15 protein-coding genes are annotated in these 24,883 nt (G+C 63.2%); 5 read left to right on the top strand and 10 right to left on the bottom strand.

The features are described from left to right. Nucleotides 1-12: 12 nt before the first annotated feature. The 5 genes from ACNFG0_RS01425 to ACNFG0_RS01405 all read right to left on the bottom strand — a co-directional run bounded on the left by ACNFG0_RS01425 (nt 13) and on the right by ACNFG0_RS01405 (nt 6,855). The gene (locus ACNFG0_RS01425; protein WP_416763843.1) at nt 13-3,159 is read right to left on the bottom strand and encodes an efflux RND transporter permease subunit; all 3,147 of its coding nucleotides are present in this window, start codon (nt 3,157-3,159) and stop codon (nt 13-15) included. 15 nt (nt 3,160-3,174) lie between these two features. Beyond that, a complete protein-coding gene (locus ACNFG0_RS01420; RefSeq protein WP_416763842.1) occupies nt 3,175-4,383 on the bottom strand; it encodes an efflux RND transporter periplasmic adaptor subunit in 1,209 nt (402 codons plus the stop codon). 127 nt (nt 4,384-4,510) lie between these two features. Next, entirely contained in the window at nt 4,511-5,686 is a 1,176-nt protein-coding gene (locus tag ACNFG0_RS01415) for a TolC family protein (RefSeq protein WP_416763841.1), read from the bottom strand. Nucleotides 5,687-6,062: 376 nt separating this feature from the next. Continuing rightward, entirely contained in the window at nt 6,063-6,593 is a 531-nt protein-coding gene (locus ACNFG0_RS01410; protein ID WP_416763840.1) for a thioredoxin family protein, read from the bottom strand. Then, nucleotides 6,583-6,855, bottom strand: coding sequence for a DUF2790 domain-containing protein (locus tag ACNFG0_RS01405; RefSeq protein WP_196154339.1), 273 nt, complete (start codon nt 6,853-6,855; stop codon nt 6,583-6,585). Before ACNFG0_RS01405 ends, ACNFG0_RS01410 begins: the two co-directional genes overlap by 11 nt. Before the next feature lie 217 nt (nt 6,856-7,072). On the opposite strand from ACNFG0_RS01405, the gene ACNFG0_RS01400 reads away from it, so the two are divergent. The 4 genes from ACNFG0_RS01400 to ACNFG0_RS01385 all read left to right on the top strand — a co-directional run bounded on the left by ACNFG0_RS01400 (nt 7,073) and on the right by ACNFG0_RS01385 (nt 11,014). Next, nucleotides 7,073-7,813, top strand: a complete 741-nt coding sequence (locus ACNFG0_RS01400) for a response regulator (RefSeq protein ID WP_196154340.1) — start codon at nt 7,073-7,075, stop codon at nt 7,811-7,813. Next, the gene (locus ACNFG0_RS01395) at nt 7,810-9,096 is read left to right on the top strand and encodes a sensor histidine kinase (protein ID WP_196154341.1); all 1,287 of its coding nucleotides are present in this window, start codon (nt 7,810-7,812) and stop codon (nt 9,094-9,096) included. Before ACNFG0_RS01400 ends, ACNFG0_RS01395 begins: the two co-directional genes overlap by 4 nt. Nucleotides 9,097-9,212: 116 nt before the next feature. After that, entirely contained in the window at nt 9,213-9,737 is a 525-nt protein-coding gene (locus ACNFG0_RS01390) for a DoxX family protein (protein WP_196166272.1), read from the top strand. Between the two features lie 104 nt (nt 9,738-9,841). Beyond that, nucleotides 9,842-11,014, top strand: coding sequence for a cupin-like domain-containing protein (locus ACNFG0_RS01385; protein ID WP_416763838.1), 1,173 nt, complete (start codon nt 9,842-9,844; stop codon nt 11,012-11,014). A gap of 202 nt (nt 11,015-11,216) precedes the next feature. Here the strand turns inward: ACNFG0_RS01385 and katG are convergent, their stop codons facing one another. The 3 genes from katG to ACNFG0_RS01370 form a co-directional block, all read right to left on the bottom strand. Next, nucleotides 11,217-13,469, bottom strand: a complete 2,253-nt coding sequence (gene katG, locus ACNFG0_RS01380) for a catalase/peroxidase HPI (RefSeq protein WP_416763837.1) — start codon at nt 13,467-13,469, stop codon at nt 11,217-11,219. Nucleotides 13,470-13,641: 172 nt separating this feature from the next. After that, a complete protein-coding gene (locus ACNFG0_RS01375) occupies nt 13,642-14,520 on the bottom strand; it encodes a DMT family transporter (protein WP_196166275.1) in 879 nt (292 codons plus the stop codon). Nucleotides 14,521-14,956: 436 nt separating this feature from the next. Then, on the bottom strand, nt 14,957-15,169 hold the full coding sequence (locus tag ACNFG0_RS01370) for a PLD nuclease N-terminal domain-containing protein (protein ID WP_084859055.1): 213 nt from the start codon (nt 15,167-15,169) through the stop codon (nt 14,957-14,959). Between the two features lie 144 nt (nt 15,170-15,313). Between ACNFG0_RS01370 and ACNFG0_RS01365 the strand changes: the two genes are divergently transcribed. Next, complete coding sequence (locus tag ACNFG0_RS01365; protein ID WP_196143065.1) at nt 15,314-16,321, top strand: GlxA family transcriptional regulator; 1,008 nt, start codon at nt 15,314-15,316, stop codon at nt 16,319-16,321. 18 nt (nt 16,322-16,339) lie between these two features. On the opposite strand, the gene ACNFG0_RS01360 is transcribed toward ACNFG0_RS01365, so the two are convergent. Together ACNFG0_RS01360 and ACNFG0_RS01355 are read right to left on the bottom strand one after the other, a co-directional pair. Next, on the bottom strand, nt 16,340-17,011 hold the full coding sequence (locus ACNFG0_RS01360; protein ID WP_196143066.1) for a TetR/AcrR family transcriptional regulator: 672 nt from the start codon (nt 17,009-17,011) through the stop codon (nt 16,340-16,342). 96 nt (nt 17,012-17,107) lie between these two features. Further along, complete coding sequence (locus tag ACNFG0_RS01355; RefSeq protein ID WP_416763835.1) at nt 17,108-24,370, bottom strand: neuraminidase-like domain-containing protein; 7,263 nt, start codon at nt 24,368-24,370, stop codon at nt 17,108-17,110. Between the last annotated feature and the right edge of the window lie 513 nt (nt 24,371-24,883).

Here is a 24,883-nt window from a genome sequence, read left to right as displayed (position 1 = left end):
GCCCCAAGGCGTTTAGTCTAACGCCCCCTCCTCACGCCGATGCGCCCACTGGTACAACGCGGGCAGTACCAGCAACGTCAGCGCCGTCGACGACAGGATCCCGCCAATCACCACCGTCGCCAGTGGCCGCTGCACCTCGGCACCGGTGCCGGTGGCCAGGGCCATCGGAATGAACCCAAGCGACGCCACCAGCGCGGTCATCAGCACCGGCCGCAGGCGCGTCAGCGCACCTTCTTCGATAGCCCCACGCAGCGACCGGCCCTCTTCGCGCAGGTTGCGGATGAAGGCGATCATCACCAGACCATTGAGCACCGCTACCCCGGACAACGCAATGAAACCGACTCCGGCGGAGATCGACAGCGGGATATCCCGCAACCACAGCGCCAGCACCCCGCCGGTCAGGGCGAAGGGGATGCCGGTAAACACCAGCAGGCCATCCTTGAGGTTGTTGAACATCATCAGCAGCAAAGCCATCACCAGCAGCAGCGCCACCGGTACCACCACCTGCAAGCGCTCGGCGGCCGACTGCAATTGCTCGAACTGGCCGCCCCAACGCGTCCAATAACCCGGCGGCACTTGCACCTGGTCGATCAAGGTCTGCTCGGCCTCTTCGACGAACGAGCCCAGGTCACGCCCTCGCACGTTGGCACTGACCACCACCACCCGCTTGCCATCCTCGCGGCTGACCTGGTTCGGGCCCAGTTGCAGGTTGAGCGTGGCGACCTGGGACAGCGGAATGAAACCGATCTGCGTCGCACCTGCCGCCGCGCTGGCCGGCACCGGGATGAGCAGGTTGGACAGCCCGTCGACATCGGTACGCAAGGCCTCGGACAGGCGCACCACCATGTCGAAACGTCGGTCGCCTTCATACAGGGTACCGGCCGTTCGGCCGCCGACGGCAATGGCGATGGCGTCCTGCACATCACCGATGTTCAGGCCGTGGCGGGCGGCCTTGTCGCGGTCGATATCGATGGTCAGCACCGGCAGCCCGGTGGTCTGTTCGACCTTTACCTCCGAAGCCCCCGGCACCTGTTGCAAGGTGGCGGCGATCTGCGCGGCGGTGCGGTTGAGCACCGCCATGTCGTCGCCGAACACCTTCACCGCCACGTCGCTGCGCACGCCGGAAATCAGCTCGTTGAAACGCAGCTGGATCGGCTGGGAGAGCTCGTAGTTGCTGCCCGGCACGCTGGCGGCGGCGCGCTGCACCTGGGCGATCAGTGCGTCGCGCGGCTTACCCGGGTCGGCCCATTGCTCGCGTGGCTTGAGCATGACGTAGGCGTCGGAGATGTTCGGCGGCATCGGGTCGGAGGCGATCTCGGCGGTGCCCGTGCGGGCGAATACTCGCTCCACCTCAGGCACCTGGGCGATGATGGCCTTTTCCAGCTGCTGCTGCATCTGCACTGACTGGCTGAGGCTGGTACCCGGCACGCGCAAGGCCTGCAGCGCGAAGTCGCCTTCGCTGAGGCTGGGAATGAATTCGCTGCCCATGCGGCTGGCCAGCATGCCAGACAACAGTACCAGGGTAGCGGCCCCGGCGAACGCCAGGTTGCGATGGCCCAGCACCCAGCCCAGCACCGGCGCGTAGCGCTGGCGGGCGGTACGCATCACCACGCCCTCTTCTTCCTTCACTTTGCCGGTGACGAACAGCGCGATGGCCGCCGGGACGAAGGTGACCGACAGGATCATCGCGCCCAGCAAGGCGATCACCACGGTGAACGCCATGGGGTGGAACATCTTGCCTTCGACCCCGGTCAGGGCAAAGATCGGCAGGTACACGACCATGATGATCAATTGGCCGTAGATCAAGGGCCTGCGCGCCTCGCGGGCGGCGGCGAACACTTCGTGGAAGCGCTCGGCGCGGGTCAGCATGCGCCCATGGCGCTGCTGCGCTTGGGCAAGCCGGCGAATGGCGTTCTCGACGATCACCACCGCGCCATCGACGATGATGCCGAAATCCAGGGCCCCCAGGCTCATCAGGTTGGCGCTGACCTTGTTGCTGAACATACCGGTGAAAGTGAACAGCATCGACAACGGGATGACCATGGCCGTGATCAATGCCGCACGGATATTGCCGAGAAACAGGAACAGCACGGCAATCACCAGGATCGCGCCTTCCACCAGGTTCTTCTTCACCGTGGCGATGGCTTTTTCCACCAGGTTGGTGCGGTCGTACACCGTCACCGCTACCACCCCCTTCGGCAGGCTGCGGTTGACCTCGGCCAGCTTGGTTGCCACAGCCTGGGACACTGCGCGGCTGTTTTCGCCGATGAGCATGAACACCGTGCCCAGCACCACCTCGCGGCCATTCTCGGTGGCCGCGCCGGAGCGCAGTTCCTCGCCCAGCCCGACCTGGGCGACATGGCTGACCCGGATCGGCGCACCATCGGCACTGGAGATGACGATATTGGCGATGTCCTCGGCCGACGCCACCTGGCCCGGAGCACGGATCAGCAGCTGCTCGCCGTTGCGCTCGATGTAGCCGGCACCTACGTTGGCGTTGTTGCGTTCCAGGGCCCCGATCAGGTCATTGAGCGTGAGCTTGTAGGCCGCCAGGCGCTTGGGGTCCGGGGCAATCAGGTACTGCTTGGCATGCCCACCGATGGTGTTGACCTCGGCCACGCCGGGCACGTTGCGCAGTTGCGGCTTGATGATCCAGTCTTGGATCACCCGCAGGTCGGTGGCGGTGTAGGGCGTACCATCGTCCTTCAGCGCACCCGGCTCGGCCTCCACCGTCCACAGGAAGATTTCGCCCAGGCCCGTGGAAATCGGCCCCATGGCCGCCTCGATGCCTTCCGGCAACTGCTCGCGGGCCACTTGCAGACGCTCGTTCACCAGTTGCCGGGCGAAGAAGATATCGGTGCCGTCATCGAAGATCACCGTCACCTGGGACAAGCCCGAGCGCGACAGCGAGCGGGTCTGCTTCAGCCCGGGCAGGCCGGCCATGGCCGTCTCGATGGCGAAGGTGATGCGCTGCTCGGTTTCCAGCGGCGAATAGCCGGGTGCGGCGGTGTTGATCTGCACCTGGACATTGGTGATGTCCGGAACCGCGTCGATGGGCAGTTTCTGGTAGCTGTTGATGCCCACGGCGGCCATCAGCACCACCGCGAGCATGACCACCAGGCGCTGCTCGATGGCGAATTGGATCAGGCGTTCGAACATGGATACGTCCCCGGGTCAGTGGCTATGCTCGGCCGAGCCCTTGCCGAGCTCGGACTTGAGGACGAAGCTGCCGGCGGCCGCCACCTGGGTGCCGGCGGCAAGGCCGTCGATGATTTCCACCTGGCCGGCGTCGCGCCGGCCGGTCTTGACCGGGCGGGCCTCGAACCCCTCCTCGGTGCGGGCGAAGACCACGGTCTGCGCATCCCAGGCCTGCAAGGCCGCTTCCGGCACCACCACGGCTGCGTCGAAGCGCTCTACATTCACCGCGATCGTCACGAATAACCCTGGACGCCAGGCGCCGTTGGGGTTGGCCAGGGTGGCGCGGGCGGTGGCGGCGCGGTTCTGCTCGCCGAGCAGGTTGCCGACATAGTTGACCTTGCCTTGCACTTCGGCGCCCAGATCCGGTGCACTGACCGTCACGTTTCGCCCAGTGGTCACCCGACCCAGGTCGCGAGGCGTGACGGCGAAGGTCGCCCATACCCGGCTGAGGTCCGAGAGGATGAAGGCATTGCTGGTTTCATCGACCACCTCGCCCACGGTCAGGTGCTTTTCCACCACCACCGCATCGAACGGTGCGCGCAGCTCATAGCGATTGCCGGCCCCCGCCGGCGCCACGGCAGCGACTTTCTGCCGGGCGTTGGCCAAGGCGATCTCGGCCTCCTGCAACGCCTGGCGGGCTTGCAGGTAGTCCTGCTCGGCGCTGATGCGCGCCTGCCACAATTGCTGTTCGCGCTTGAAGGTCAAGCGCGCCAATTCCAAGCGCCGCTGGGCGGCCTGTTGTTCGCTGCGCAACTCGGAGATCTGCTGGCTGGCGATCACCGCCAGCACCTGACCGCGCTTGACCGCCTGACCCAGCTCGGCATGCACCGCCTCAACCACGCCCGGAACCCTTGGCACCACATGGGCGGTGCGGTCTTCGTCAAAGCGGATTTCACCAGGGAAGCTGATGGCGGTGCCCAACGTCATTGGCCCGGCAGCGGCCAACTGCACGCCAGCGGCTTCGATCTGAGCGGCACTGAGGTGCAGGCTACCCTCCCGCTCGGCGTGTGCCTCGCCGCCCTCCTCGTCATGGCCGTGGCCATCATCCTGCTTGCCATCGCGGGCGTGGGTTTGTTCGCCATGGTCATCCCGGGCCTTGCCGGCGGTGTTGGTCCAGGCCAGGCCGCCCAGGCCGAACACGGCGATGGCGGCGGCCAGGAGGGCTATTCTGCGGGTGCTGTTCATCGTTACTCCTGAAAAAATTCTGGGTACCTGGGGCCGCCGTGCGGCCCTTTCGCGGCACGAGGCCGCTCGATCAAACCGTGTAGGAGCGGCCTCGCGCCGCGAAAGGGCTGCAACGCAGCCCCCCCAATCAGAACCCCTCACCCAGGTCGCCATAGATGCGCTCCACCTGCGCCCTGGCATCGGTGGCCAAAGCCAGGGCATCCAGGTACAGCCCGCGCGCCTCGATCAGCGTGCGCTGGGCATCGAGCACGTCGAGGAAGGCGAACTTGCCCATTTCGAACCCTCGCGTGGCGGTGTCCACCGCCTGCTGGGCCGACGGCAGGATGGTGCGGTCGTACGCCTGCACCTCCTCCATGGCGGTGGTCCACTGGCTGACGGCGCTACGGGTGTCGCTGCGCAGGCGGAGTTCGACGGCGTTGCGCAGGTCACGGGCCTGGTCGGCGCGACGGGCAGCAGCCAGCACGTTGCCCTGGTTGCGATCGAACAAGGGCAGCGGCATCGACACCCCGATCACATTCACCCGTTCGCGGTCTTCACGGCTGTACTGGCTGCCCAGGCTCACGGTGAGGTCGGGAATACGCTGGGCCTTCTCCGAGCCCAAGGCTGCCTCGCCCCGCTGGATCTGCACCTCGGCCAGGCGCCATTCGGCGGTTTGCGCGACCCTGTCGAGCAAGGCCTCGGCGCGGGGCGCGGGCCCTGGCGACAGGTGGCTGGCATCGAGGCGGTCGAAGGTGGCCAACGGGCTGCCGGTCAGGCGCGCCAAGGCCTGGTAGGCGACCGTGCGCTGGGACTCGGCACGACGCACCTGAGCCTGGGACTGGGCCAGTTGCACCTGGGCCCGGGTCGCCTCGACCGGCGAAGACTGGCCGGCCTGAACCCGCCCCTCTACCACTCGCAGGCCGCGCTCGGTCAAAGCCTGGGACTGTTGGGCCAGCTCCAGTGCGGTCTGGGCCCGCAGGGCGGCATGGAAGGCTTGCACCACGTCAGCGCGCAGGCCATTGCGCTGGCGCTCCAACTCGAGTCGAGCCACCGCCTGGCCGGCAGTGGCCACTTCGATCCGCGCACCACGCTTGCCACCGAGCTCCAAGGCCTGGCTGAGCGTCACGGTGGTGGTGCTGGTGTCGCGGCGAGTGTCCTCGACCTCCCAGGACAGCTCAGGGTTGGGTACCAGACCGGCCTGGCGCCGCTCGCCCTCGGCGATGCCGATTTCACGGCCTGCCGCGGCCAGTTCAGGGTTCTGGGCAAAGGCGGCGTCGAGCGCCTGGGGCAGGCTCAAGCCTTGTGCCGCCTGCAGCTGCGGCATGACAAACACAGCCAATAGCAGGCCAAACAAGGCAGTGTTGCGGGGTGTAGCACGGTTGCACGGCACGGTCAGGTCCTCGTCGACAAGCGTCGGAAAGCTTGGCGAGGGACTCTAGGGCGGGCCTCTTATCGTCTCGGTGGCATGAACATTACAATTTTGAAAAAAAGCGAGCCCAGGCGCTAATGCCGGTCAGTTAAGCCTTATCGGCTGCACTTGGGGCTGCTATGCAGCCCATCGCCGGCAAGCCGGCTCCCACCGGGACAGTGCTGTCCTCAAGGCTGACGCGTTACTTGTGGGAGCCGGCTTGCCGGCGATGGGCGTGCAGCGCCCCGCGTCCTTAACCGACAGGCCCAGGCGCCACTCGTAACGCACCTCATCACTCCGCCAGCAATGCCTGGATCACCTGCTCCTGCCCGGCATAGTCACCTTCACCGAAATGCACATGGCGCACCTGCCCCGTGCGGTCGATGAAGTAATGCGCGGGCCAGAACTGGTTGCCCCAGGCGTTCCAGACCTGGTAGTCGTTGTCGACGGCCACCGGATAGGCGATGCCGAGGCTGGCCACCTTCTGGCGCAAGGTACCCACATCATGCTCGTAGTCGTACTCCGGCGTATGCACGCCGATCACCACCAAACCCTGGTCGGCATAGCGTCGCGACCAATCGTTGACGTGAGGCAGGCTGCGCTGGCAGTTGACGCAATCCCAGGTCCAGAAGTCCACCAGCACCACCTTGCCCTTGAGCGCCGGAGCGTCCAGCGGAGGTGAATTGAGCCACTGACTGGCCCCGGCCAAAGAGGGCATGGGCTGCTGGCCGTCCCTGGCCATCAGGTAACCGGCCAGGCCCACGCCCACTAACCCAAGGACCAGGGCACCGATTCTCAGCACCAGGCGTCGATCAGCTCTCATGGCAACCACCGGTAGCATAGGTGCGGTATTCAACGCTCTGACGCTCGCCATGGGAGTCCAGGTAGTCCATGCGGGTGGTCACGATGCCACAGGCATTGCGCTGGTCATCCTTGATCGACAGTACTTTGCTTACATCCAGCCGGTCACCGTAACGGTACTGCATCACGCTATCGTCCATCGGCATGCTGCTGGCCTGGGCGCCCAGGGCGGCGAAGCCGAACAGGGCGAAAAAGGCGGCGGTGGCGAAGGTCTTGGCGGTCATGGCATCTCTCCTGTGAGTTGTGCAGGTGGGGAGCAAGTTCCCCGGTCGAGAGCCATTTCACGCCTGGCAGGTATCGGCGATGTGTCTGGACAGCGGGCGATGTGCTTTTTCCTGTATCCATGCAGGCTCCAGATACACTGCAATACAAACCCCGGCACGCAAGTACCCGAACGCTCGGTACACTGCCCCCACCCTCCCTCATACAGGAACCAGCCCGATGGAACACGTCGATCACATTCTGATCGTCGACGACGACCGCGAGATCCGCGAACTGGTCGGCAACTACCTGAAGAAGAACGGCCTGCGTACCAGCATCGTCGCTGATGGCCGGCAGATGCGCGCCTTCCTGGAGAACAACACCGTCGACCTGGTGGTACTCGACATCATGATGCCGGGCGACGACGGCCTGGTGCTGTGCCGTGAGCTGCGCGCCGGCAAGCACCGCAACACCCCGGTGCTGATGCTGACCGCACGTAACGACGAGACCGACCGCATCATCGGGCTGGAGATGGGCGCCGACGACTACCTGACCAAGCCCTTCTCCGCCCGTGAGCTGCTGGCACGGATCAACGCCGTGCTGCGCCGCACCCGCATGCTGCCGCCCAACCTGACCATCAGCGAGAGCAGCCGACTGATCGGCTTCGGTCAATGGCGGCTGGATACCACCGCGCGCCACCTGCTCGACAGCGACGGCACGCTGGTGGCCCTGAGCGGCGCCGAATACCGCCTGCTGCGGGTATTTCTCGACCATCCACAGCGTGTGCTCAGTCGCGAACAGTTGCTCAACCTTACCCAGGGCCGCGAGGCAGACATCTTCGACCGCTCCATCGACTTACTGGTCAGCCGCCTGCGCCAACGCCTGGGCGACGATGCCAGGGAAGCCAATTGCATCAAGACCGTGCGCAGCGAGGGCTATGTGTTCTCCCTGCCGGTCCAGTTGCTCGAGTCGCCGTCATGAGGTGGCCGCGCACCCTCGCCTCGCGCCTGGCGCTGATCTTCTTCACCGGCCTGGTGCTGGCCTATGGGCTGTCGTTCAGCCTGCAGCTCTACGAGCGCTACATCAGCAGCCGTTCGATGATGCTGAGCAACCTGGAACAGGACGTGGTCACCTCGGTGGCAATCCTCGATCGCTTGCCGGCCGAAGAGCGCGCCGCCTGGTTGCCGCGGCTGCAACGGCACAACTACCGCTACCTGCTGAACAGTGGTACCAGCGGCCAGGTCATGCCGACCGAGGATCCGCCCATGGCTGCCGAATCGATCGTCAAGGCGATCGGCCAGCGCTATCACCTGACCTTCCAGGAAATCCCAGGCCCGGCGCCGCACTTCCAGGCGCACCTGCAACTGGCCGATGGCGCGCCATTGACCATCGATGTCACACCTGCCGGGGTGCCGGTGGCCAGGTGGCTGCCCACCGTGTTGCTGATTCAGCTGGCGGTATTGCTGGGCTGTACCTGGCTCGCCGTGCGCCTGGCCATTCGCCCCTTGACTCGCCTGGCCCAGGCGGTGGACAACCTCGATCCGGACAAACCCGGCCCGCTTTTGGACGAAAGCGGCCCACGCGAAGTGCGCTACGCCGCACTGGCCTTCAACGCGCTGCAAGCGCGCATCGCCGCCTACCTGAAGGAGCGCATGCAGCTGCTGGCGGCCATTTCCCATGACCTGCAAACCCCCATCACGCGCATGAAGCTGCGGGTCGAGGTGATGGATGAGGGCCTGGAGAAAGACAAGCTGTGGAGCGACCTGACGGCCATGGAGCATCTGGTGCGCGAAGGCGTGGCCTATGCCCGCAGCATGGACAGCGGCACCGAGGCGCCCTGTCGGGTCAAGCTCGATGCCTTCCTCGACAGCCTGGTATTCGACTACCAGGACAGTGGCGCGAAGGTCGAGCGCCTCGGCGCTGCTGACATCACCTTGCAGACCCGCCCCCATGCCCTGCGCCGGGTGCTGGTGAACCTGGTGGACAACGCCCTGAAGTTCGCCGGAGCGGCGCAGCTGGAAGTCGAGCATGCAGGCACCAGTACCTTGATTCGCGTGCTGGACGAAGGGCCCGGTATCCCGCCCACAGAGCTCGATGATGTGCTCAAGCCCTTCTATCGGGTCGAGGGCTCACGCAACCGCAGCACCGGCGGTACCGGGCTGGGGCTGGCCATCGCCCACCAACTGACCCAGGCCATGGGCGGACGCCTGACCCTGAGCAACCGCAAAACAGGCGGGCTGTGTGCAGAAATCGAGCTCAAGTGAAGCCACGCACCGGCAACGGTCTACATGAAGATACACAGGCCCCACCCGCCCGACACATTGCAGATACCCCGCGCCAGCATACTCCCGAGCACACACACCGCTCGGGAGACCTGCTGATGAACACCCTTACCCAACACGCCGGCTGCAAGCCATTCATCCTGCTCGACCGCGTCGGCGCCTGGGGCGCCGACCTGCCCTTGCGCCTGTTCCTGGCCTGGGAGTTCTTCGAGTCGGGCCTCGAGAAGTTCAACGGTGCCAACTGGTTCACCGACCTGCAGTCGAGCTTCCCATTTCCGTTCAACCTGCTACCTGCGGGCCTGAACTGGCAGCTCTCGCTATGGGCGGAGTTGATCTGCCCCTTGCTGCTTCTGCTCGGTTTGGGCACTCGCCTGGCCTCGGCGGTGCTCATGGTGGTCACGGTGGTGGCCATAGCGGCGGTGCACTGGCCAAGTCAATGGTCGAGCCTGGCAGAACTGGCCCGGGGCTACGCGATCACCGACCAGGGCTACGGCAACTTCAAGCTGCCGTTGATCTATCTGGTCGCCCTGCTGCCCCTGTTGCTCAAAGGCGCTGGCCGTCTGAGCCTGGATCACTGGCTGTTCCGTCGCCGCACGATCGTACAAACGCTAAAAGCCTCATGACGTACATTCGGCGACATTGAGGCATTCGCAAAAACGCGTGCCCGGTAAATTCACACCACCAGGCTTCGTCCTTGTTGATAGCCACCTACAAGGGAAAACCCACCGTGGACCTGCAGCCAATCCTGGGCAAACTGTTCGCCAACGCCACCGGCGTTGGCCTCGAAGGCGTCTTCCAGTTCATCTTCGATGACTGCCGGGCCTTGTGGTTCGAGGCCGGTGGCTCGGGGGGCAGCGGGCGGCACGCCGCGCCTGACGTCACCATCGAGGTGGCGACCGGCGACTTTCTCGCCATCATGGACGCGAGCGCCAATGTCGAGGAATTGTTCGCCAACGGCAAGCTGACGATCAGCGGCAACCTGGGGCTGGCAACGCTACTGCCCCAAGCCATCGATGTTGCCCTCAAAGGTGGGCCGGCGCCTGCCATCGAGGCCAATCGGCGCTACCCTGCCCGCGAACGCGCCAGCGATCGCCTGTCGGCACGCCAGGCCCCGTTGCGGGTCATCGAACGTCGACCTCGCGCAGGCCTTTCGCCAGACGAATTCCGCCAGCGCTACATGCTCCATGGAATACCCGTGGTGATCAGCGATGCCCTGCACGACTGGCCGTTGTTCAGCAACGGTCGCCAAGCTTCGCTGGAGCTGTTCGCCGACCTGCAGGGCATCACCCGCCACGGCGACTATGTGAAGAAAACTTTTTCCACCGAACGGGATTTTCGCTCCACCTCCATGGCTGAATTCATCGCCAGCCTCGATGCCCCGGTCGCTTCTTCCCCGGACGGCCAACCACCGGCCTACATGGGCAACAACATCGTGCCCGCGCAGTTGCTGGAGCATATCCGCTACCCGAACTACTTCGACCCCGGGCAGTACATTCCGCCACGCATCTGGATCGGCCCCAAGGGCACCCTGACACCGTTGCATCGGGACGACAGCGACAACCTGTTCGCCCAGGTCTGGGGCGAGAAGGCCTTCATCCTGGCGGCGCCTCATCATCGCGATGCCCTGGGCTGCTGGGCGACCTCGCCCAACGGCGGGCTGGAGGGCTGCGACGTGGAACCGCGTGCGCCCGATTTCGCGCGTTTCCCTGGAGCACGGGCAGTCTGTTTCATGGAAGTGGTGCTGCAGGCCGGGGACCTGTTGTTCCTGCCTGAAGGGTGGTTCCACCAGGTGGAGTCGAAGTCCACGTCGCTGTCGGTGAACTTCTGGGTGCAGTCAGGGCGCGGCTGGCCGCATTCACCATTGCCCGACGCCGACCTGGTGGTAGCGGCCGCCGACTAGGCTCTGTCTGAAAAGCCTTGATACTTGGTCATGCTGCGTTGAAAACAGCCTCGGAATGCTCATTTACAACCCGTAAACTCCGCTTCCTCGGCTGTTTTCGCCTTGCCTGACCGGCGTCTCAAGACTTTTCAGACAGAGCCTAGAAAACGCGACCGCAGGGCGAGCCCGCGATCGCGTCGTTCATGGGTGCGCTCGCCTGCGATCAGCGCAGGTCGAAGCGATCGAGTTCCATGACTTTTACCCAGGCCGCGACGAAGTCCCTGACGAACTTGCCTGCCCCATCGCTGCTTGCGTATACCTCGGCCAGGGCGCGCAACTGGGCATGGGAGCCGAACACCAGGTCGACCCGGGTCCCCGTCCACCGCAATTGGCCAGTTTTGCGGTCACGCCCCTCGAAGGTCTCGTTGTCCGCCGAGGTCGGGGTCCATTGCACGGCCATGTCCAGCAGATTGCGGAAGAAGTCGTTGCTCAGCGTACCGGGCCTGTCGGTGAACACGCCGTGCGGACTGCCACCGGCATTGGCCCCGAGCACCCGCAGGCCGCCGATCAGGACGGTCATTTCGGGGGCGGTGAGGGTCAGCAGTTGGGCTTTGTCCAGCAACAGCTTCTCGGCCTTGACGCTGTAGCGAGCCTTGGAGAAGTTGCGGAAACCATCGGCCAGCGGCTCCAGCACCCCGAAGGATTCAACGTCGGTCTGCGCCTGGGACGCATCCATGCGCCCGGGCCTGAATGGCACGTTTACCTCATGCCCGGCGTCACGGGCGGCTTTTTCAACGGCGGCGCTACCAGCCAGCACGATCAGGTCGGCCAGGGAAACCCGCTTGCCCGAGGCATTGAACTCGCCCTGGATCTTCTCCAGCACCTTCAGCACCTTGTCCAGTTGCTCGGGCTGGTTGGCTGCCCAGAACTTCTGCGGTGCCAGGCGCAGTCGCCCGCCGTTGGCACCACCGCGCTTGTCCGAACCGCGAAAGGTCGAAGCCGCGGCCCAGGCAGTGGCCACCAGTTCCGCCACGCTGAGCCCCGAGGCCAGCACCTTGGCCTTGAGGGACGCGATGTCCTGCTCATTCACCAGGGGGTGGTCGACCTTGGGGATCGGGTCCTGCCAGAGCAATTCCTCTTCAGGCATCTCCGGGCCCAGGTAACGCGCCAGAGGCCCCATGTCCCGGTGGATGAGCTTGTACCAGGCGCGGGCGAAGGCGTCGGCCAGCTGTTCGGGGTGTTCCTTGAAGCGACGGGCGATCGGCTCATAGATCGGGTCGAAACGCAGGGCCAAATCGGAGGTAAGCATCGAGGGCGCGTGGCGCTTGCCTGGGTCATGGGCATCGGGGATCCGCCCTGCCCCTGCGCCGCCCTTCGGCCGCCACTGGTGGGCGCCGGCCGGGCTCTTGGTCAGTTCCCAGTCGTAATTGAACAGGTTTTCCAGGTACTCATTGCTCCACTGCGTGGGGGTCGAGGTCCAGGTCACTTCCAGGCCGCTGGTGATGGTGTCGCCGCCCTTGCCGGTGCCATAGCTGTTTTGCCAGCCCAGCCCCTGCAACTCCAGGCCTGCCGCTTCCGGCTCCGGCCCGACATTGTCGGCAGGGCCTGCGCCGTGGGTCTTGCCGAACGCATGGCCGCCGGCGATCAGGGCCACGGTCTCCTCGTCATTCATGGCCATGCGACCGAAGGTCTCACGGATGTCCTTGCCGGAGGCCACCGGGTCAGGGTTACCCTCGGGGCCTTCCGGGTTGACATAGATCAGCCCCATCTGCACGGCGGCCAAGGGGTTTTCCAGGTTACGCTCGCCGCCCAGGGCTCGCCCTTGTTCTTCGTCGTGTTTCTGCGGTTCGGCCACCAGGTCGCCCTTGCCGGGGGGTTGCGCCTTGCCGTAGCGGGTATCACCGCCCAGCCAGACCTTTTCCGAGCCCCAGTACACATCCTCGTCCGGCTCCCACACATCGGCGCGCCCAGCGGAGAAGCCGAAGGTCTTGAAGCCCATGGATTCGAGGGCCACATTGCCCGTCAACACGATCAAGTCGGCCCAGGAAATGGCACGCCCGTATTTCTGCTTGATCGGCCATAGCAGGCGCCGGGCCTTGTCCAGGCTGACGTTGTCCGGCCAGCTGTTGAGCGGGGCGAAGCGCTGCTGGCCGGACCCTGCACCACCCCGACCGTCGCCAATACGGTAGGTGCCAGCACTGTGCCAGGCCATGCGCACGAACAGCGGGCCATAGTGACCGAAGTCGGCGGGCCACCAGTCCTGGGAATCGGTCATCAAGGCCCGCAGGTCTTGCTTGAGGGCCTGGAAATCAAGGCTCTTGAACGCCTTGGCGTAGTCGAAGTCCGGGTCCATCGGGTCGGACTTGGACGAATGCTGATGGAGGATCCTCAGGTTCAATTGGTCAGGCCACCAGTCACGGTTGCTGGTACCGCCACCGGCAGTCTGGTGGAACGGGCATTTCGATTGGTTCGACATCTGCGTGTACCTTTCGCACGGAAATGGAACAGGCATCCGGGGTGTCCCTGCCCATGCCTGCATGCCGTTTTCTTGGGGCAGAGTGAAGCCTAACCGAGCGCAGCCAGGTTTCTAATAGGGTAAATATCTAGGGTTGATAGACTGCGACTGTCGCCATCACGCGGCCGCCTGGTCATTTGCCGCGCTGCATCCAGGCCGCTCCCAACCCACTCAGGCAGATGATGGCGATGCCCACCAGGCTAGTGAGATCCGGTACCTGGCCGAAGATCAGCAGGCCCAGCAAACCGGCGAAGACGATCTGGCAATAGCTGAAGGGTGCCAGTAAGGCCGGGGCGGCCAAGCGAAAGGCCTGGGTCAGCAGCAGGTGCGCGGTCATGCCGCAGCCGCCTAGGGCGAGCATCAACAGGACGTGGTGCCACTGCGGCGTTTGCCAGAAAAACGGCACCAGCACGCTCAGGATCACGGTATTGCACAGCCCGGCGAAGAAATTGCTGGTGGTGGGGCTGTCGTACACCGAAAGCTTGCGGGTCAGCAATTGGTAGAAGCAAAAGCCCAGGGCCGAACCGAAGGGAAACAGGATTGCCGGGGTGAACAACGAGCCCCCGGGATGCACCACTACCAAGACGCCGATAAAGCCCATCACCACCGCAACCCACTGGCCGACGCTGACCCGTTCCTTGAGCAACGGCACCGAAAGCGCGGTCACCAGCACCGGAGCAAGGAAGTTGACCGATGTCGCCTCGGCCAGCGGCAGGTATTGCAGGCCCGTGGTGAACAGCAGGCTGGTGCTCAACAGGCTCAAGGCGCGCAGCGTCTGCAAGACGGGGCGGCGAGTGCGTAGTACGGCGATGCCGGCCTTGGGCAGGAAGATCCCGGCCATCAGCAGGGTATGCACCAAGTAGCGTGCCCAGACCACCATGATGATCGGGTACAGGCCACCGAGAAACTTGGATAGGGCGTCGTGGCTGGCGAACAGGAAAGTCGCCATCACCACTAGGGCGATGCCGCGCAGCGGTTGGTTGACTCCGGAGAGCGGGGTACTGGCACTCATGGCGTTCTCGGCGGTGGCGCACGGTCGCGCCGGGAACCGCGCGGCCGGTCGGTCGGCGGGTTTACTGTGCGGATTCTAGAAGAGATGCACCGGGATGCGAAACCTGTATGTCCTGTTGCCAGCTTTATCGATCGACTAATGCCGGTCAGTTAGGCTACTAGGAGCATTTCATGGGGACTGCTGTGCAGTCCATCGCGGGGCAAGCCCGCTCCCATAAGGGCCTGCAAAATCAAGTCGCACAAAGAACGGATGGCAAGCGCTGACCTCTGTGGGAGCCAACTGTCTTGAGTTGCTTGCCCCGGTCCTATCGCTGGCAAGCCAGCTCTCATAGAACAACGCATAACTATTTGATTTTGCGGGCCTTGTGGGAGCGGGCTTGTCCCGCGATGGGCCGCGTAGCGGCCCCAATCAACTGACCGGCATTGCCCCGGGCGTTCTATTTTTCCTCGAGCACCGCCCGCCCCTTCACGGCCCGAGGCCCCATCCAGGCCCAGACGATCAAGCCAGGCAAGGGTACGTAGACCACGAAGACGATCCACAGCATCTTGCGCTCGGCACGCCGGTCGCTGCCGATGATGTGCCAGATGGCGAAGATCTCCAAGAGGATCAGGATGGCCGCGAGAATGATCCAGATCGTTCCGATTTCCATGAGCGCTCTCCCAATAGGCATGTAGTGCTTTGGGTGCCCGCCAACCGCCAGGGTTCAGTCGGATCCTGCCCGCATGCGCGACCAGTTGTCTTTCCCTCGCGCTCCCAGCAAACTCATCGGGCCAGCCAGGAAGCGGAGTCAGCAGTGTCCACGCCACGTCAGTTCAGCCAGAAAACCAGCACCAGCAATATGCTGCGGCTAAAATCCGCCTCCGGTAACGGCCAGGTGCCCTATCGGGTCGACTTCGTCCTGCTCGAACATTTCTCCATGGCCAGTTTCACCGTGGCGATGGACGTGCTGGTCACCGCCAACCTGTTGCGTGCCGACAGCTTCCGTTTCAACCCGCTCTCGCCCAAGGGTGACCGGGTGCTCAGCGACCTGGGCCTGGAGCTGGTGGCCAACGAGCTCAACGCTGCCAGCCTGAAGGAGCTGGACCTGCTGGTGATCTGCGGCGGCTTGCGCACGCCACTCAAATACCCCGAGCTCGACCGTATGCTAGGCGAGTGCGCGGCCCATGGCGTGGCGCTGGGCGGCTTGTGGAACGGGGCCTGGTTCCTTGGCCGCGCCGGTGTGCTGGACGACTACGGCTGCAGCATTCACCCAGAACAGCGTGCCAGCCTCGCCGAACGCAGCCCACAGACCCGCCTGACCCCGGCCAGCTTCACTCTGGACCGCGACCGGCTCACCGCCGCCAGCCCCAATGGCGCCATGGAGCTGATGCTCGGTCTGGTCCGTCGTCTCTATGGCGACGCCCTGGCCGAAGGCGTGGAGGAAATCCTGTCGTTCTCCGGTGCCCGCTATCGCCAGGTTGGTCCTGGGGCGAAGAAGTCCATGAGCCTGCACCTGCGTACCATCGTCGAGCTGATGGAGAACAACCTCGAGGAAACCCTCAGTCTCGACCAGCTCGCCGCCTACAGCGGCCGCTCACGGCGCCAGATCGACCGCCTGTTCCAGGCCCAGCTCGGCACTTCGCCGCGGCGCTACTACATGGAGCTGCGCATCACCAAGAGCCGCCGGCTGCTGCAATACTCCGACCTCTCGGTAATGGAAGTCGCAGTAGCCTGCGGTTTCGTCTCGGTCTCGCATTTCAGCAAGTGCTATGCAGCTTACTTCGGCTACCCGCCGTCACGGGAACAACGGCTGGGCGAGTGAAGCTGCTGGGGGCTTGACTCAAGCGCGGATGTAACCCAACACCGCGTCACGAATCATCTGCTTGTGACGCCGCTTGACCTCCTGTTCGCAGAGGTCGATCTGGAAGATCTCGCTGAAGGTGTGCCGGTTGGACACGCGGTAGAAGCAGAACGAGCTCATCAGCATGTGCAGGTCGATGACATCGATGCCTGGCCTGAACACGCCCTCCTCCACGCCCCGCTGGAGGGTACGAGCCAACCCCTGCAACACCAGGCTGCTCATTTCTCGAATCGCCGGTGATTGCTTGATGTACTCGCCGTAATGGATGTTCTCGGTGCAGACGATGCGCACGAAATCGACGTTATGGTCATGGTGGTCGAAGGTGAACTCCACTACGCGCTCGATGGCCTGCACGGCCGGCAGCGACTCCAGGTCGAGGCTGTGCTCGGTCTTGCGGATGTCGCCGTAGAGCTTGACCAGGCACTCGATGTACAACTGCTCCTTGCTGCCGAAGTAGTAGTAGATCATTCGCTTGGAGGTGGCGGTGCGCTCGGCGATGGCATCGACACGCGCACCGGCGAGGCCTTGCTGCACGAACTCGTGGATCGCGGCCTGGAGGATGTCCTCACGGGTTTTCTCGGGGTTGTGCTTGCGCGACTTGCGCCCCCCGTCGCCCCCGTGTCCCCCGAGGTTGACTACCGAATCACTCATACCCACTCGCAGGTTGTTGTCTTCAATGGCAAGGGATTATCCGCGAGCGGGGCGGAACAGGGAAGCGGGAGGGCATCGGCATGCCCTCCCACACCGTCAGCGGACGGTGAACTGGACGTGCAAGGTAATGTCTTTCAGGTCAACCAGAACCGACTGCTCCTTGGCATCGGGGAAGCTCAGTGTCAGCCAGGTATCGTCCTCATCGTTTGCCAACGCAATGTTCAACCCCTCGAACGGCAGCCATCGGGTGGCCGCGTTGCCGCCCTCCTGAGGAAACAAGCCATCGTCGTTCCTGGCATGGGATATCACGCTTTGGTGGCAGCCGGCGGGCAAGCCGGTGTAATTGGTCATCAGCCGTGCACGAAGCTGCCCGGAGGACTCGACATTCGCACCCTCAAGGCTCACGCCTATACGACGTACGCGACACGTGCCTGCTGCGAACTCCTCTGCCAGGCCCAACTGATTGAGACCGAACTGGACCGACAGCATGTTCGACTCGTACGTCACACTGCTCAGCGGCAATGTACACTCGACATCCTCTCCTGCCAGCACCGCAACAATCGCCTCCGACAGGGTGGTCGGATTCCCCCCTGAGTCCTTACCGAATGAGCCTTCAAAGACCGAAGCCAATGACACAGCGCGGGTCACCTCCAACTCCCGCTTCTGCCATTTCACCCAGGCGTCCTCCATCTGCCCCAGCGCCAGCATCAGCCCCTCTCCGCACAACAAGCCCGCCCAGGCGCCGTTCCAGGTACCGGTGCGCAGGTAGGTTGTGGTGTCGCCTTTCTCCCATTGCAGTGCGCTTTGCGCCATCATGCAGCGCGAAACCGTCAGGTCGTAGTAGCTGTAGAAAATGTTCGCCAGGCGGGCACGCAGCCAGCTGTACATCGGCTTGGCGGTCATCTTGCCTTGATGGAAGGCCAGCTGCGCCGCTGCATTGGCTGCCTGGGCCTGGGTATGAGCGACCTGCATCTTGATGGACGTTTCGCGGACCGCCAAAGCATCCAGTTGCGCCTGCGCGATGGCCATCAACTTCTCGGCGCTCTTGTATTGGATCTCCCAGTCTTGGCGACGGCGGCGGTATTTTTCCTTTTTACTGATCGCCGCCTCGGCAAATTTCAACCCCGTCATTCCAAGCCGCGCGAGCGTCGCCGATGCCTTCAATGGCCCACCGGGCTGTCCGCCTCCGTTGGAGGTGCCAAACACGTTGGGAAATGTCTTCGTCAGGCCCTCCGTTACGGCAAGGGACCCCCAGGTTCCCAGCAAGGCCTTCCTGCTGAGCGTCAAGGTCATGGCAAGATTCTCGGCGCCGCTGATGTATTCGTCATACAACGCCCGGTAATGGTCGTGCCGTACCCGGGCAGCATCCTTGAGAGCCGTGAGCCTCACCGTCTCGGCCTGCAACTCTTGGAGCGACTGCTCCTGCAACGCGACACTGCTGGCGGATAGTTCTGCGCCTTGGGTATTGAGCAGCTCCACCAACGCTTCGGCATCCTGGCGCTCGAGTAGGAGCCGCATCGTATTGCCGAACAGAATGAGGTGAGACGTCATGGCACGCGCGCTCTCCAGCAGCGGAGTGAAACGCAAGGCCGGCACACCTTTGATTTCGGGCAAGGCGTTCTCGCCACCGGCCTGAGCTGCCACCGCCGCAGCCAGCAATGCCTTTGGGTCGGCCGGTTTGGCATACAGCGGCAGATTCAGCGGCTGGCCATCCAGGCTCAGGTTGTGCCGCAGGTTGTACAGGCGAATGCGCAGTGCTTCCCAGTACCCCAGCAGCATGCGGTTGGCTTCGGGCAGGAACGACGTCCGACCGGCCTCCGCGCGTTTGCCGGCTATCACACGCAAATGTGTCACATCCTCGGCACGGACGCCTTCGGTCATCAAGGCCAGTGCCTGCATGCGATCTTCCAAGGTTTGTTCCGAGGCCACCTCGCCCAGCGACGGATCATCCCAGGCGCTGCTCGCCTCGATCCAGGGTGCGTCGCCCAGCAGTCGCAAGGCGCGCTGGTACCAGACCTTCGCTTCGCTCAGGGTGTCTCGCTCCAGCTTGCGGTACGCGGCGTCGCCACGCCCCAAGGTGATATCCAACAGCCGCATGAAGACATGGAGCTTGTAGTGCATCGGGTCGTTCTGCGCCACGGCATCCGGGTCCAGCGCCTTCAAGGGCTCATCGTTCCAGTCAGTGTCTTCCTCCAGCGGGCGTACGTTCCACATGCGCCGGGTGTACTGCCCGTTCACGGTATAGCCGGCCGGGTTGAAGATGTAGGTGAGCCACTGTTCGGCCAGGTCGAAGCGCTCCTCTTGCAGGAACCGCTGCATCACCATCATCGGTGTGTAGTAGAACAGTTCCCAGAAGTACAGCGCGTTGGCGCCAGCGAAATCCATCAAGGGGTTCTCGCCGCTGCCTTCGATGCCAGGTTCGGGGATCTGCTGGGTCTCGTAACTGAGAATGGTGTCGATGCCCAAAGCCGCACGCTCGGTGAGTTGGCGCGCGAACAGCGTATTGAGCCGGGTCACCCAGCCATTGCGCTTGAGATACTGCGCACCCTCGGCGGTCTCGCCGATAATCGCCGTCTGCAACGTATCGCCTTCCTTGACGACGCTGATTGTCCATTCGCGCACATGCTCCTTGCCGAACTGGAACCGCACGAGATGCTCGCCGATCGCGTCGTCCCACTCCCCCATATCGCCGACTTTCAACGTGCTGGAAAAATTGACCTGCTGCGGGCCCCCGGCCAGGTCGAAATCGGCTTTTGCCTGTTCCGTGATGGCCTCTCCTGCCTTTGCCCTATGCACGCTACGTTGTATGTCCACCGCCGCGACCTTGCCCAAGGGGTCCTTATATCGGCGGGGTGTCACTTTTTCAGCGCCTGCACCGGCTGGGTGGTACAGCAAGGACGCAATGTTGATATTGTGCGTGGTACCGGCCTCGCGATCGCGAGCGAAATTGAATCTTACATTCACCGCCTGCAATGGATATCCCAGCGTCGCGATCCTAAACCTCCCCATGTGGGCCTCGCCTTGGGCAGCCGGCACTCTCTTGAACTTGCCGGGTTCCGCGGGCAGCGGCACGTCGAATACGTCAACGATCGAATCGGCCAGGTCAGGGAAAAAGGTCTTGAAACGGGCGCGACTGACGCACAGATACCCCCAGTATTCGTTATCTTCCTTGCGCGCCATGAAAGCACCATGGCCGCTACGGGCCAGCACGGGCAACGTTTCATCTTCATCCAGAAGCGCGGGATATTCGTTCACCAGGGCGGTTATCCAGACATTCTCGATTTCCGGGCGGACCGCCTCCACCACCAATGTCGTGTCGAGGTGCAGGCTATAAGTACCCTCCCCGGTATCTGACGTATCGATAACGTTCAAACCGCCCACGACGATATCGAACACCTTGAAACCTTCAGGTACGGAACCCGGCTCGGAGCGAATATCCCCGCTCACAGGTTTGCCCTCTCCGTCGAACACCGCACACATTCCCGTGTGTTTGGCCGAATCCAGCCAATGCCTGACCTGTTTCAGATACCCCGTGATCGGTACCTCCCTGCTACTCAGGTCCTCGCGGATCTCCAGGCCACCGAAACTTTCGGGCCCTTCGGTGTCATCTTGGGGAGCCTGACGCCGATCATACAGACCGACCAATAGCGCGTTGCGCCCCGGTCGCATCGACAGGAACATCGCAAGGTCTTCTTTCGGTATCTTCGTGCAGTCTGCATTCGGTTTTTCCTTGCACTCCAATTGCGCCACGACGTCGCTGGACAACGGGTAATCCAGCGGCGCGCTCCAGGTCCCGTCATAGCGCAACCAGGCAAGCTTGTAGGACCAACGCCATTCATGATCCCTTGGCTTGCCTTCGTCATCGCGGGTGATGAGGTGCTCCTGACGCTCTACCCACAGCAGGTACAGACGCTCACGGTAGATCACCGGCCTTATCAACCGGCCATGCACCTGGGGCGCCATGTCGATCTTCGTCCAACCGGTCCAAGCATTGGCCGGTAGTACGCCATCGCTCCCACGCTTGCCTTCGTCCACCGCACGCCACCAGTATTGGCGAGGCTCGCCACGGCTGCGGCCAATGAACCAGGACTTGCCAGTGTCCGCCAGACGGCTTGCATGGTAGCCACTGATCGTTTCCAGGTTGGCCACTTCTTCGAAGGCGCCCAGGTAACCATGGAAGGCGTCGCCCACGGTGTCGTCGTTGATCTGCGCCTGCCCCAGCGTTTGGAGCATGCTGTCCATCGCCTTGGTCTGGCCCAGACGTACGGTCGGGTCGATGTAGTTTTCCGGGTAGTACATCAACATCTGCCCGGCCGACCAAGTGGCATAGCGGGCATTCCAGCGGGTCCAGTCACGGAAGAACTGCCGGTCCAGTGCTGCTGTCTTCAAGGCATGCTTGTCTTCCGGGTCCGACAGGGTGCGATGAATGAACATCTGCAGCGCAGCCGTGGCTTCGGCGATACGAGAAGTCATCACCTGCGCACCGTTCAGGCTGTCCAGTAACAGGTGCTGGTTCAGTTGCTCCACGCCAGCATGTTCCTGGGCCGCCAGGAAGCCGGCCAATGCACCACTGAGTGCTTCATCGGTAACCGAGTGGGCGCGTTTGCCCTGCGAGCGGGTCAGGCCTGCCTGGAAGGCATCCGCGAGTGTCTGCCAGGCGGCCCAGGACCCGGATAGGTAGTCCAGCTTGATCATCGCCCCGATCGTGACCGGCTGCACGCCGAACGTTGTCGCCAGTGAGACCCACTGCAGGACCACGGCAATCTCGTACCAACTGACAAGCGCTGCCGCATCCGCGATGTCCTCTCGCCAACGGGCCTGGTCGATGGCCTGGGCAATGGTCATTTCGACCAGCCCCGAAGCTTGCGCAAGCAGCTTGGCTGGCACGCCATCGCCGCCCAGGGCGGTGATCAGCGCTCCGCTTGCCCCCGCTGGGTCTGGCAGTTTTTTCAGCCAGGTGCAGAAGTCCGCCAGGGCTGTCACCATCTCCACGTTGCATGCCAACGTCGCGCTGGCCTCGTCACCCTGCACCGCTTCTGGAGACAGCGCCTGAGGCCGCTCGACCAGAAGTGTCAACACGTCGGCGGTGACCCCAGTGGCGTGAACGATCAACGCCATTTGCGCCAGCCCGTAGGCGAACGCCGTCACCTGCTCTTGCTGTTCCTCGGGCGGGGCTTCGGTTGTCAGGATCGCACCAGCATCCACCAGTGAAAGGCCACCCGGCTTAGCCCGGTGCGCCCAGTTCAACAGCGCCTGCGCCGCGGTTTCGCCGCTCAGGCCAAACACCGAAGCCATCAGTGCGCTCAGCGCACGAACATAGTCCTGCGCGCCAGGCGTCTCGGGCAACGACGCATTGGCCACGGCCGTCGCCATATCCTTGAGCAGGTTGGAAATTTCGGTACTCGGTGGGATTTCATCGACCTTGCGGATCATCAGTGACAGGTCATGGACCGTCCAACCCCGCTCATCCATCCAGCCGCACAAGCGCGTCAGGCGCTCCAGCACCTGCGTCCATTCGACCGCAGGCGCCTCACCCAGTGCACGAGCAGTACCCAATGCCTCCAGCACCAGTTGCAGTTCGACTGGCGCCAGCCCATGTACGCGGCCCCATATGCTCAGGGCATAGAGGCGGGACAATTGCCCAAGCGTGGTCGCGAAGCGCACGTCTGCGTCCTGTTCGGCCGCCAACAACTGGCCCAGCGTATACAAGCCTTGGTCGTCGGTCTGGCAGGCACGCTTGAGGGTGGCTTTGACGTCTGCCTGCTCCTCGGCCTTGGAAGGGTGCAGATCGAGCATGACGTAGTCTTCGCAGCTCAGCCCGCCGTCGATGAGCGGTGGGTCGTTGAACAGCCGATCGAACTGGCTCGCTTCGCCGGCCCGGGCCGTCACGCCTATCGACTTCCCGGCCATGACCAGAGCATCTTCCATGGCGATGTCATGGCGTCGGCTCAGGCACGAGGTATGCGCCAGTGTGGCCAGCGTCTGCCGGGTGATCTGCTCAGGGTTTTCGCTGTCGATGATGTCGTTCAGCTGCGCAGCGCAAAGCCCGGTGGCCTTGTGCAGCCTGATGGTCTTGTTGAGCCTGAGCAAAAACTGCGCGGGCGACAACCTGGGCATGGCGTAATGCGCATCGTATGAACGCCCCTGCATCGCGTTGGGCTCGAGTTTGATTCGGTACTCTACATACGAGCGGCCTTCTGCCGGCCCCTTCCAGGTGAATGGATAGTGGTATTCCTTCTCCGCCAGCCACTGCTCTTCGCCCAGTGCCTTTGGGGTAAGCTTCAGTTGCAGCGCATCCTTGACATCGAATCTGATGACGCCCCCGAGCTTGAGCTTGAAGCTCAATTGCCAACGGTTCCCGCCCAGGAAAAACAAGTGCGCGTAGTGGATCGCCTCACTGGTCGCTCCCACGCCCACTTGGTACACGACCCCGTCGGTCTTGAGCAATTCAGCACGATCCGTCTGCGCACCACGCCGCTCCTCGTTGACCTTGGCACCGCCATTGATGAAGCTCATCAACAGGCGGTCGTCCAGGCCAAACCATTCACGTAAACGGTCAGGGCGGAGCATCTCCTCGGGCATGGTGCCCGGAAAATACCTGGGGAACTTTTCGTCGGCATTTTCCCGGGTGATTTCATCCGTCAACAGCTCGTACAAGGCAGGCGAGATCGCGTGAAGGATACCGACACGTGCAGCGCTGCTCAGGTGCTTGGTGACATGGGGCGCCGCCCACATGTGCGCGAACGTCGGATCCTTCAGGCGATGCGCCTGGCGAAAGCGGTTGTGATGGTGATGGTAAGGCGTGGTTCCACTGCCCACATGGCGCGCCAACCCGTCCAGCGAGACGTCATGATGACTCAGCTTCGCCATCAGGATTTCATTGGACAGGCTCAGTGCGCCCACCGGCGTGTCCAGGTTCGCCTGACTCAATTCCAGCCCTTGCAGATCGGGGCGGCGGGCATCGATGTGCCAAGGATTGCCCTCGGGGTAGAGTTCCCGGGCCTCGCGATACAACGTCACCAGGTAAGCCGCAGGCGAGAACATGGACGCGACATCACCGGGGGCTGCGAACGTCAGCGCACGCCCACCGAACCAGTCCTTGTAGTCCTGTACCGAAGCGCCCGAGCCCTTCATGCCCAGCTTGATTGCCTGGGGCAGCAAGGGCGAGGCGTGGGTGAGGATCTTTTTTTCCGTTATCAGCGCATCGTTGCACGCTTTGCGAGCAGCCTGATGCAGCGTCTGCACCTGATACAAGGAGAGTTCCGCGCCCAGTTCGGCATGCAGTTCTGCACAAGAGCGCAACCCAGCCGCAGCCGTCAGAGAGACGGCAGCGGGAACATCGAATTCTTTTCGCGACATTATCCAGCCTCATTTAATCATGAGCAGGCGCGCGCCCCTGACACGGTCATCGGTCGAAGTCCAACAACGTGTCGAACCTGTACAGGCAAGGCGCTCGCCTGAAGCAAGTAAATTTCTATTGAAGGAGGCGCAGTTCCGTCGCACACACCAGACATTACAACGGAGGAAAAAGGCGGGGTGAAGAAGGACAACACCGCTGACGGTGCCGGTCAAAACATTTGAATGTTTCCCATGTGCCGTGCGCAGGGCACTCATTCATCCTGATCACATATCCTCTCACTCGTCCATACAATTAAACGGGTGTCGAACTACCCGTTCTTCCCTGTATCAAGCCGCTACATTTAACCTCTCAACCAGCGAGGCGGATGGTAGCCAAGGACAGCACCGGCACTAACTGGCAGAAGTAACAGGTATGGTGAAAAACCGTCTTTCAAGCGACGGATAACGATGTCGCAGCAAGGGAAATGATTGCAGAGCGGCCCGATCGGGGAAGAGCCCGGTGCCTACGCCCGC

Origin of the sequence: Pseudomonas sp. NY15372, from assembly GCF_048068215.1 — a bacterium.
Classification (GTDB): Bacteria; Pseudomonadota; Gammaproteobacteria; order Pseudomonadales; family Pseudomonadaceae; genus Aquipseudomonas; species Aquipseudomonas guariconensis_A.
The sequence above is the reverse complement of the archived record's forward strand: the minus strand, read 5'-3'. Positions and strand labels throughout refer to the sequence as shown.

Excerpts from the sequence above, each read along its gene's own strand:
- katG (WP_416763837.1), bottom strand. The coding sequence starts at position 13,469 with ATGTCGAACCAATCGAAATGCCCGTTCCACCAGACTGCCGGTGGCGGT.
- ACNFG0_RS01405 (WP_196154339.1), bottom strand. The coding sequence starts at position 6,855 with ATGACCGCCAAGACCTTCGCCACCGCCGCCTTTTTCGCCCTGTTCGGC.
- ACNFG0_RS01360 (WP_196143066.1), bottom strand. The coding sequence starts at position 17,011 with ATGAGTGATTCGGTAGTCAACCTCGGGGGACACGGGGGCGACGGGGGG.
- ACNFG0_RS01370 (WP_084859055.1), bottom strand. The coding sequence starts at position 15,169 with ATGGAAATCGGAACGATCTGGATCATTCTCGCGGCCATCCTGATCCTC.
- ACNFG0_RS01415 (WP_416763841.1), bottom strand. The coding sequence starts at position 5,686 with ATGCCGCAGCTGCAGGCGGCACAAGGCTTGAGCCTGCCCCAGGCGCTC.
- ACNFG0_RS01395 (WP_196154341.1), top strand. The coding sequence starts at position 7,810 with ATGAGGTGGCCGCGCACCCTCGCCTCGCGCCTGGCGCTGATCTTCTTC.
- ACNFG0_RS01425 (WP_416763843.1), bottom strand. The coding sequence starts at position 3,159 with ATGTTCGAACGCCTGATCCAATTCGCCATCGAGCAGCGCCTGGTGGTC.
- ACNFG0_RS01375 (WP_196166275.1), bottom strand. The coding sequence starts at position 14,520 with ATGAGTGCCAGTACCCCGCTCTCCGGAGTCAACCAACCGCTGCGCGGC.
- ACNFG0_RS01390 (WP_196166272.1), top strand. The coding sequence starts at position 9,213 with ATGAACACCCTTACCCAACACGCCGGCTGCAAGCCATTCATCCTGCTC.
- ACNFG0_RS01410 (WP_416763840.1), bottom strand. The coding sequence starts at position 6,593 with ATGAGAGCTGATCGACGCCTGGTGCTGAGAATCGGTGCCCTGGTCCTT.
- ACNFG0_RS01400 (WP_196154340.1), top strand. The coding sequence starts at position 7,073 with ATGGAACACGTCGATCACATTCTGATCGTCGACGACGACCGCGAGATC.
- ACNFG0_RS01420 (WP_416763842.1), bottom strand. The coding sequence starts at position 4,383 with ATGAACAGCACCCGCAGAATAGCCCTCCTGGCCGCCGCCATCGCCGTG.
- ACNFG0_RS01355 (WP_416763835.1), bottom strand. The coding sequence starts at position 24,370 with ATGTCGCGAAAAGAATTCGATGTTCCCGCTGCCGTCTCTCTGACGGCT.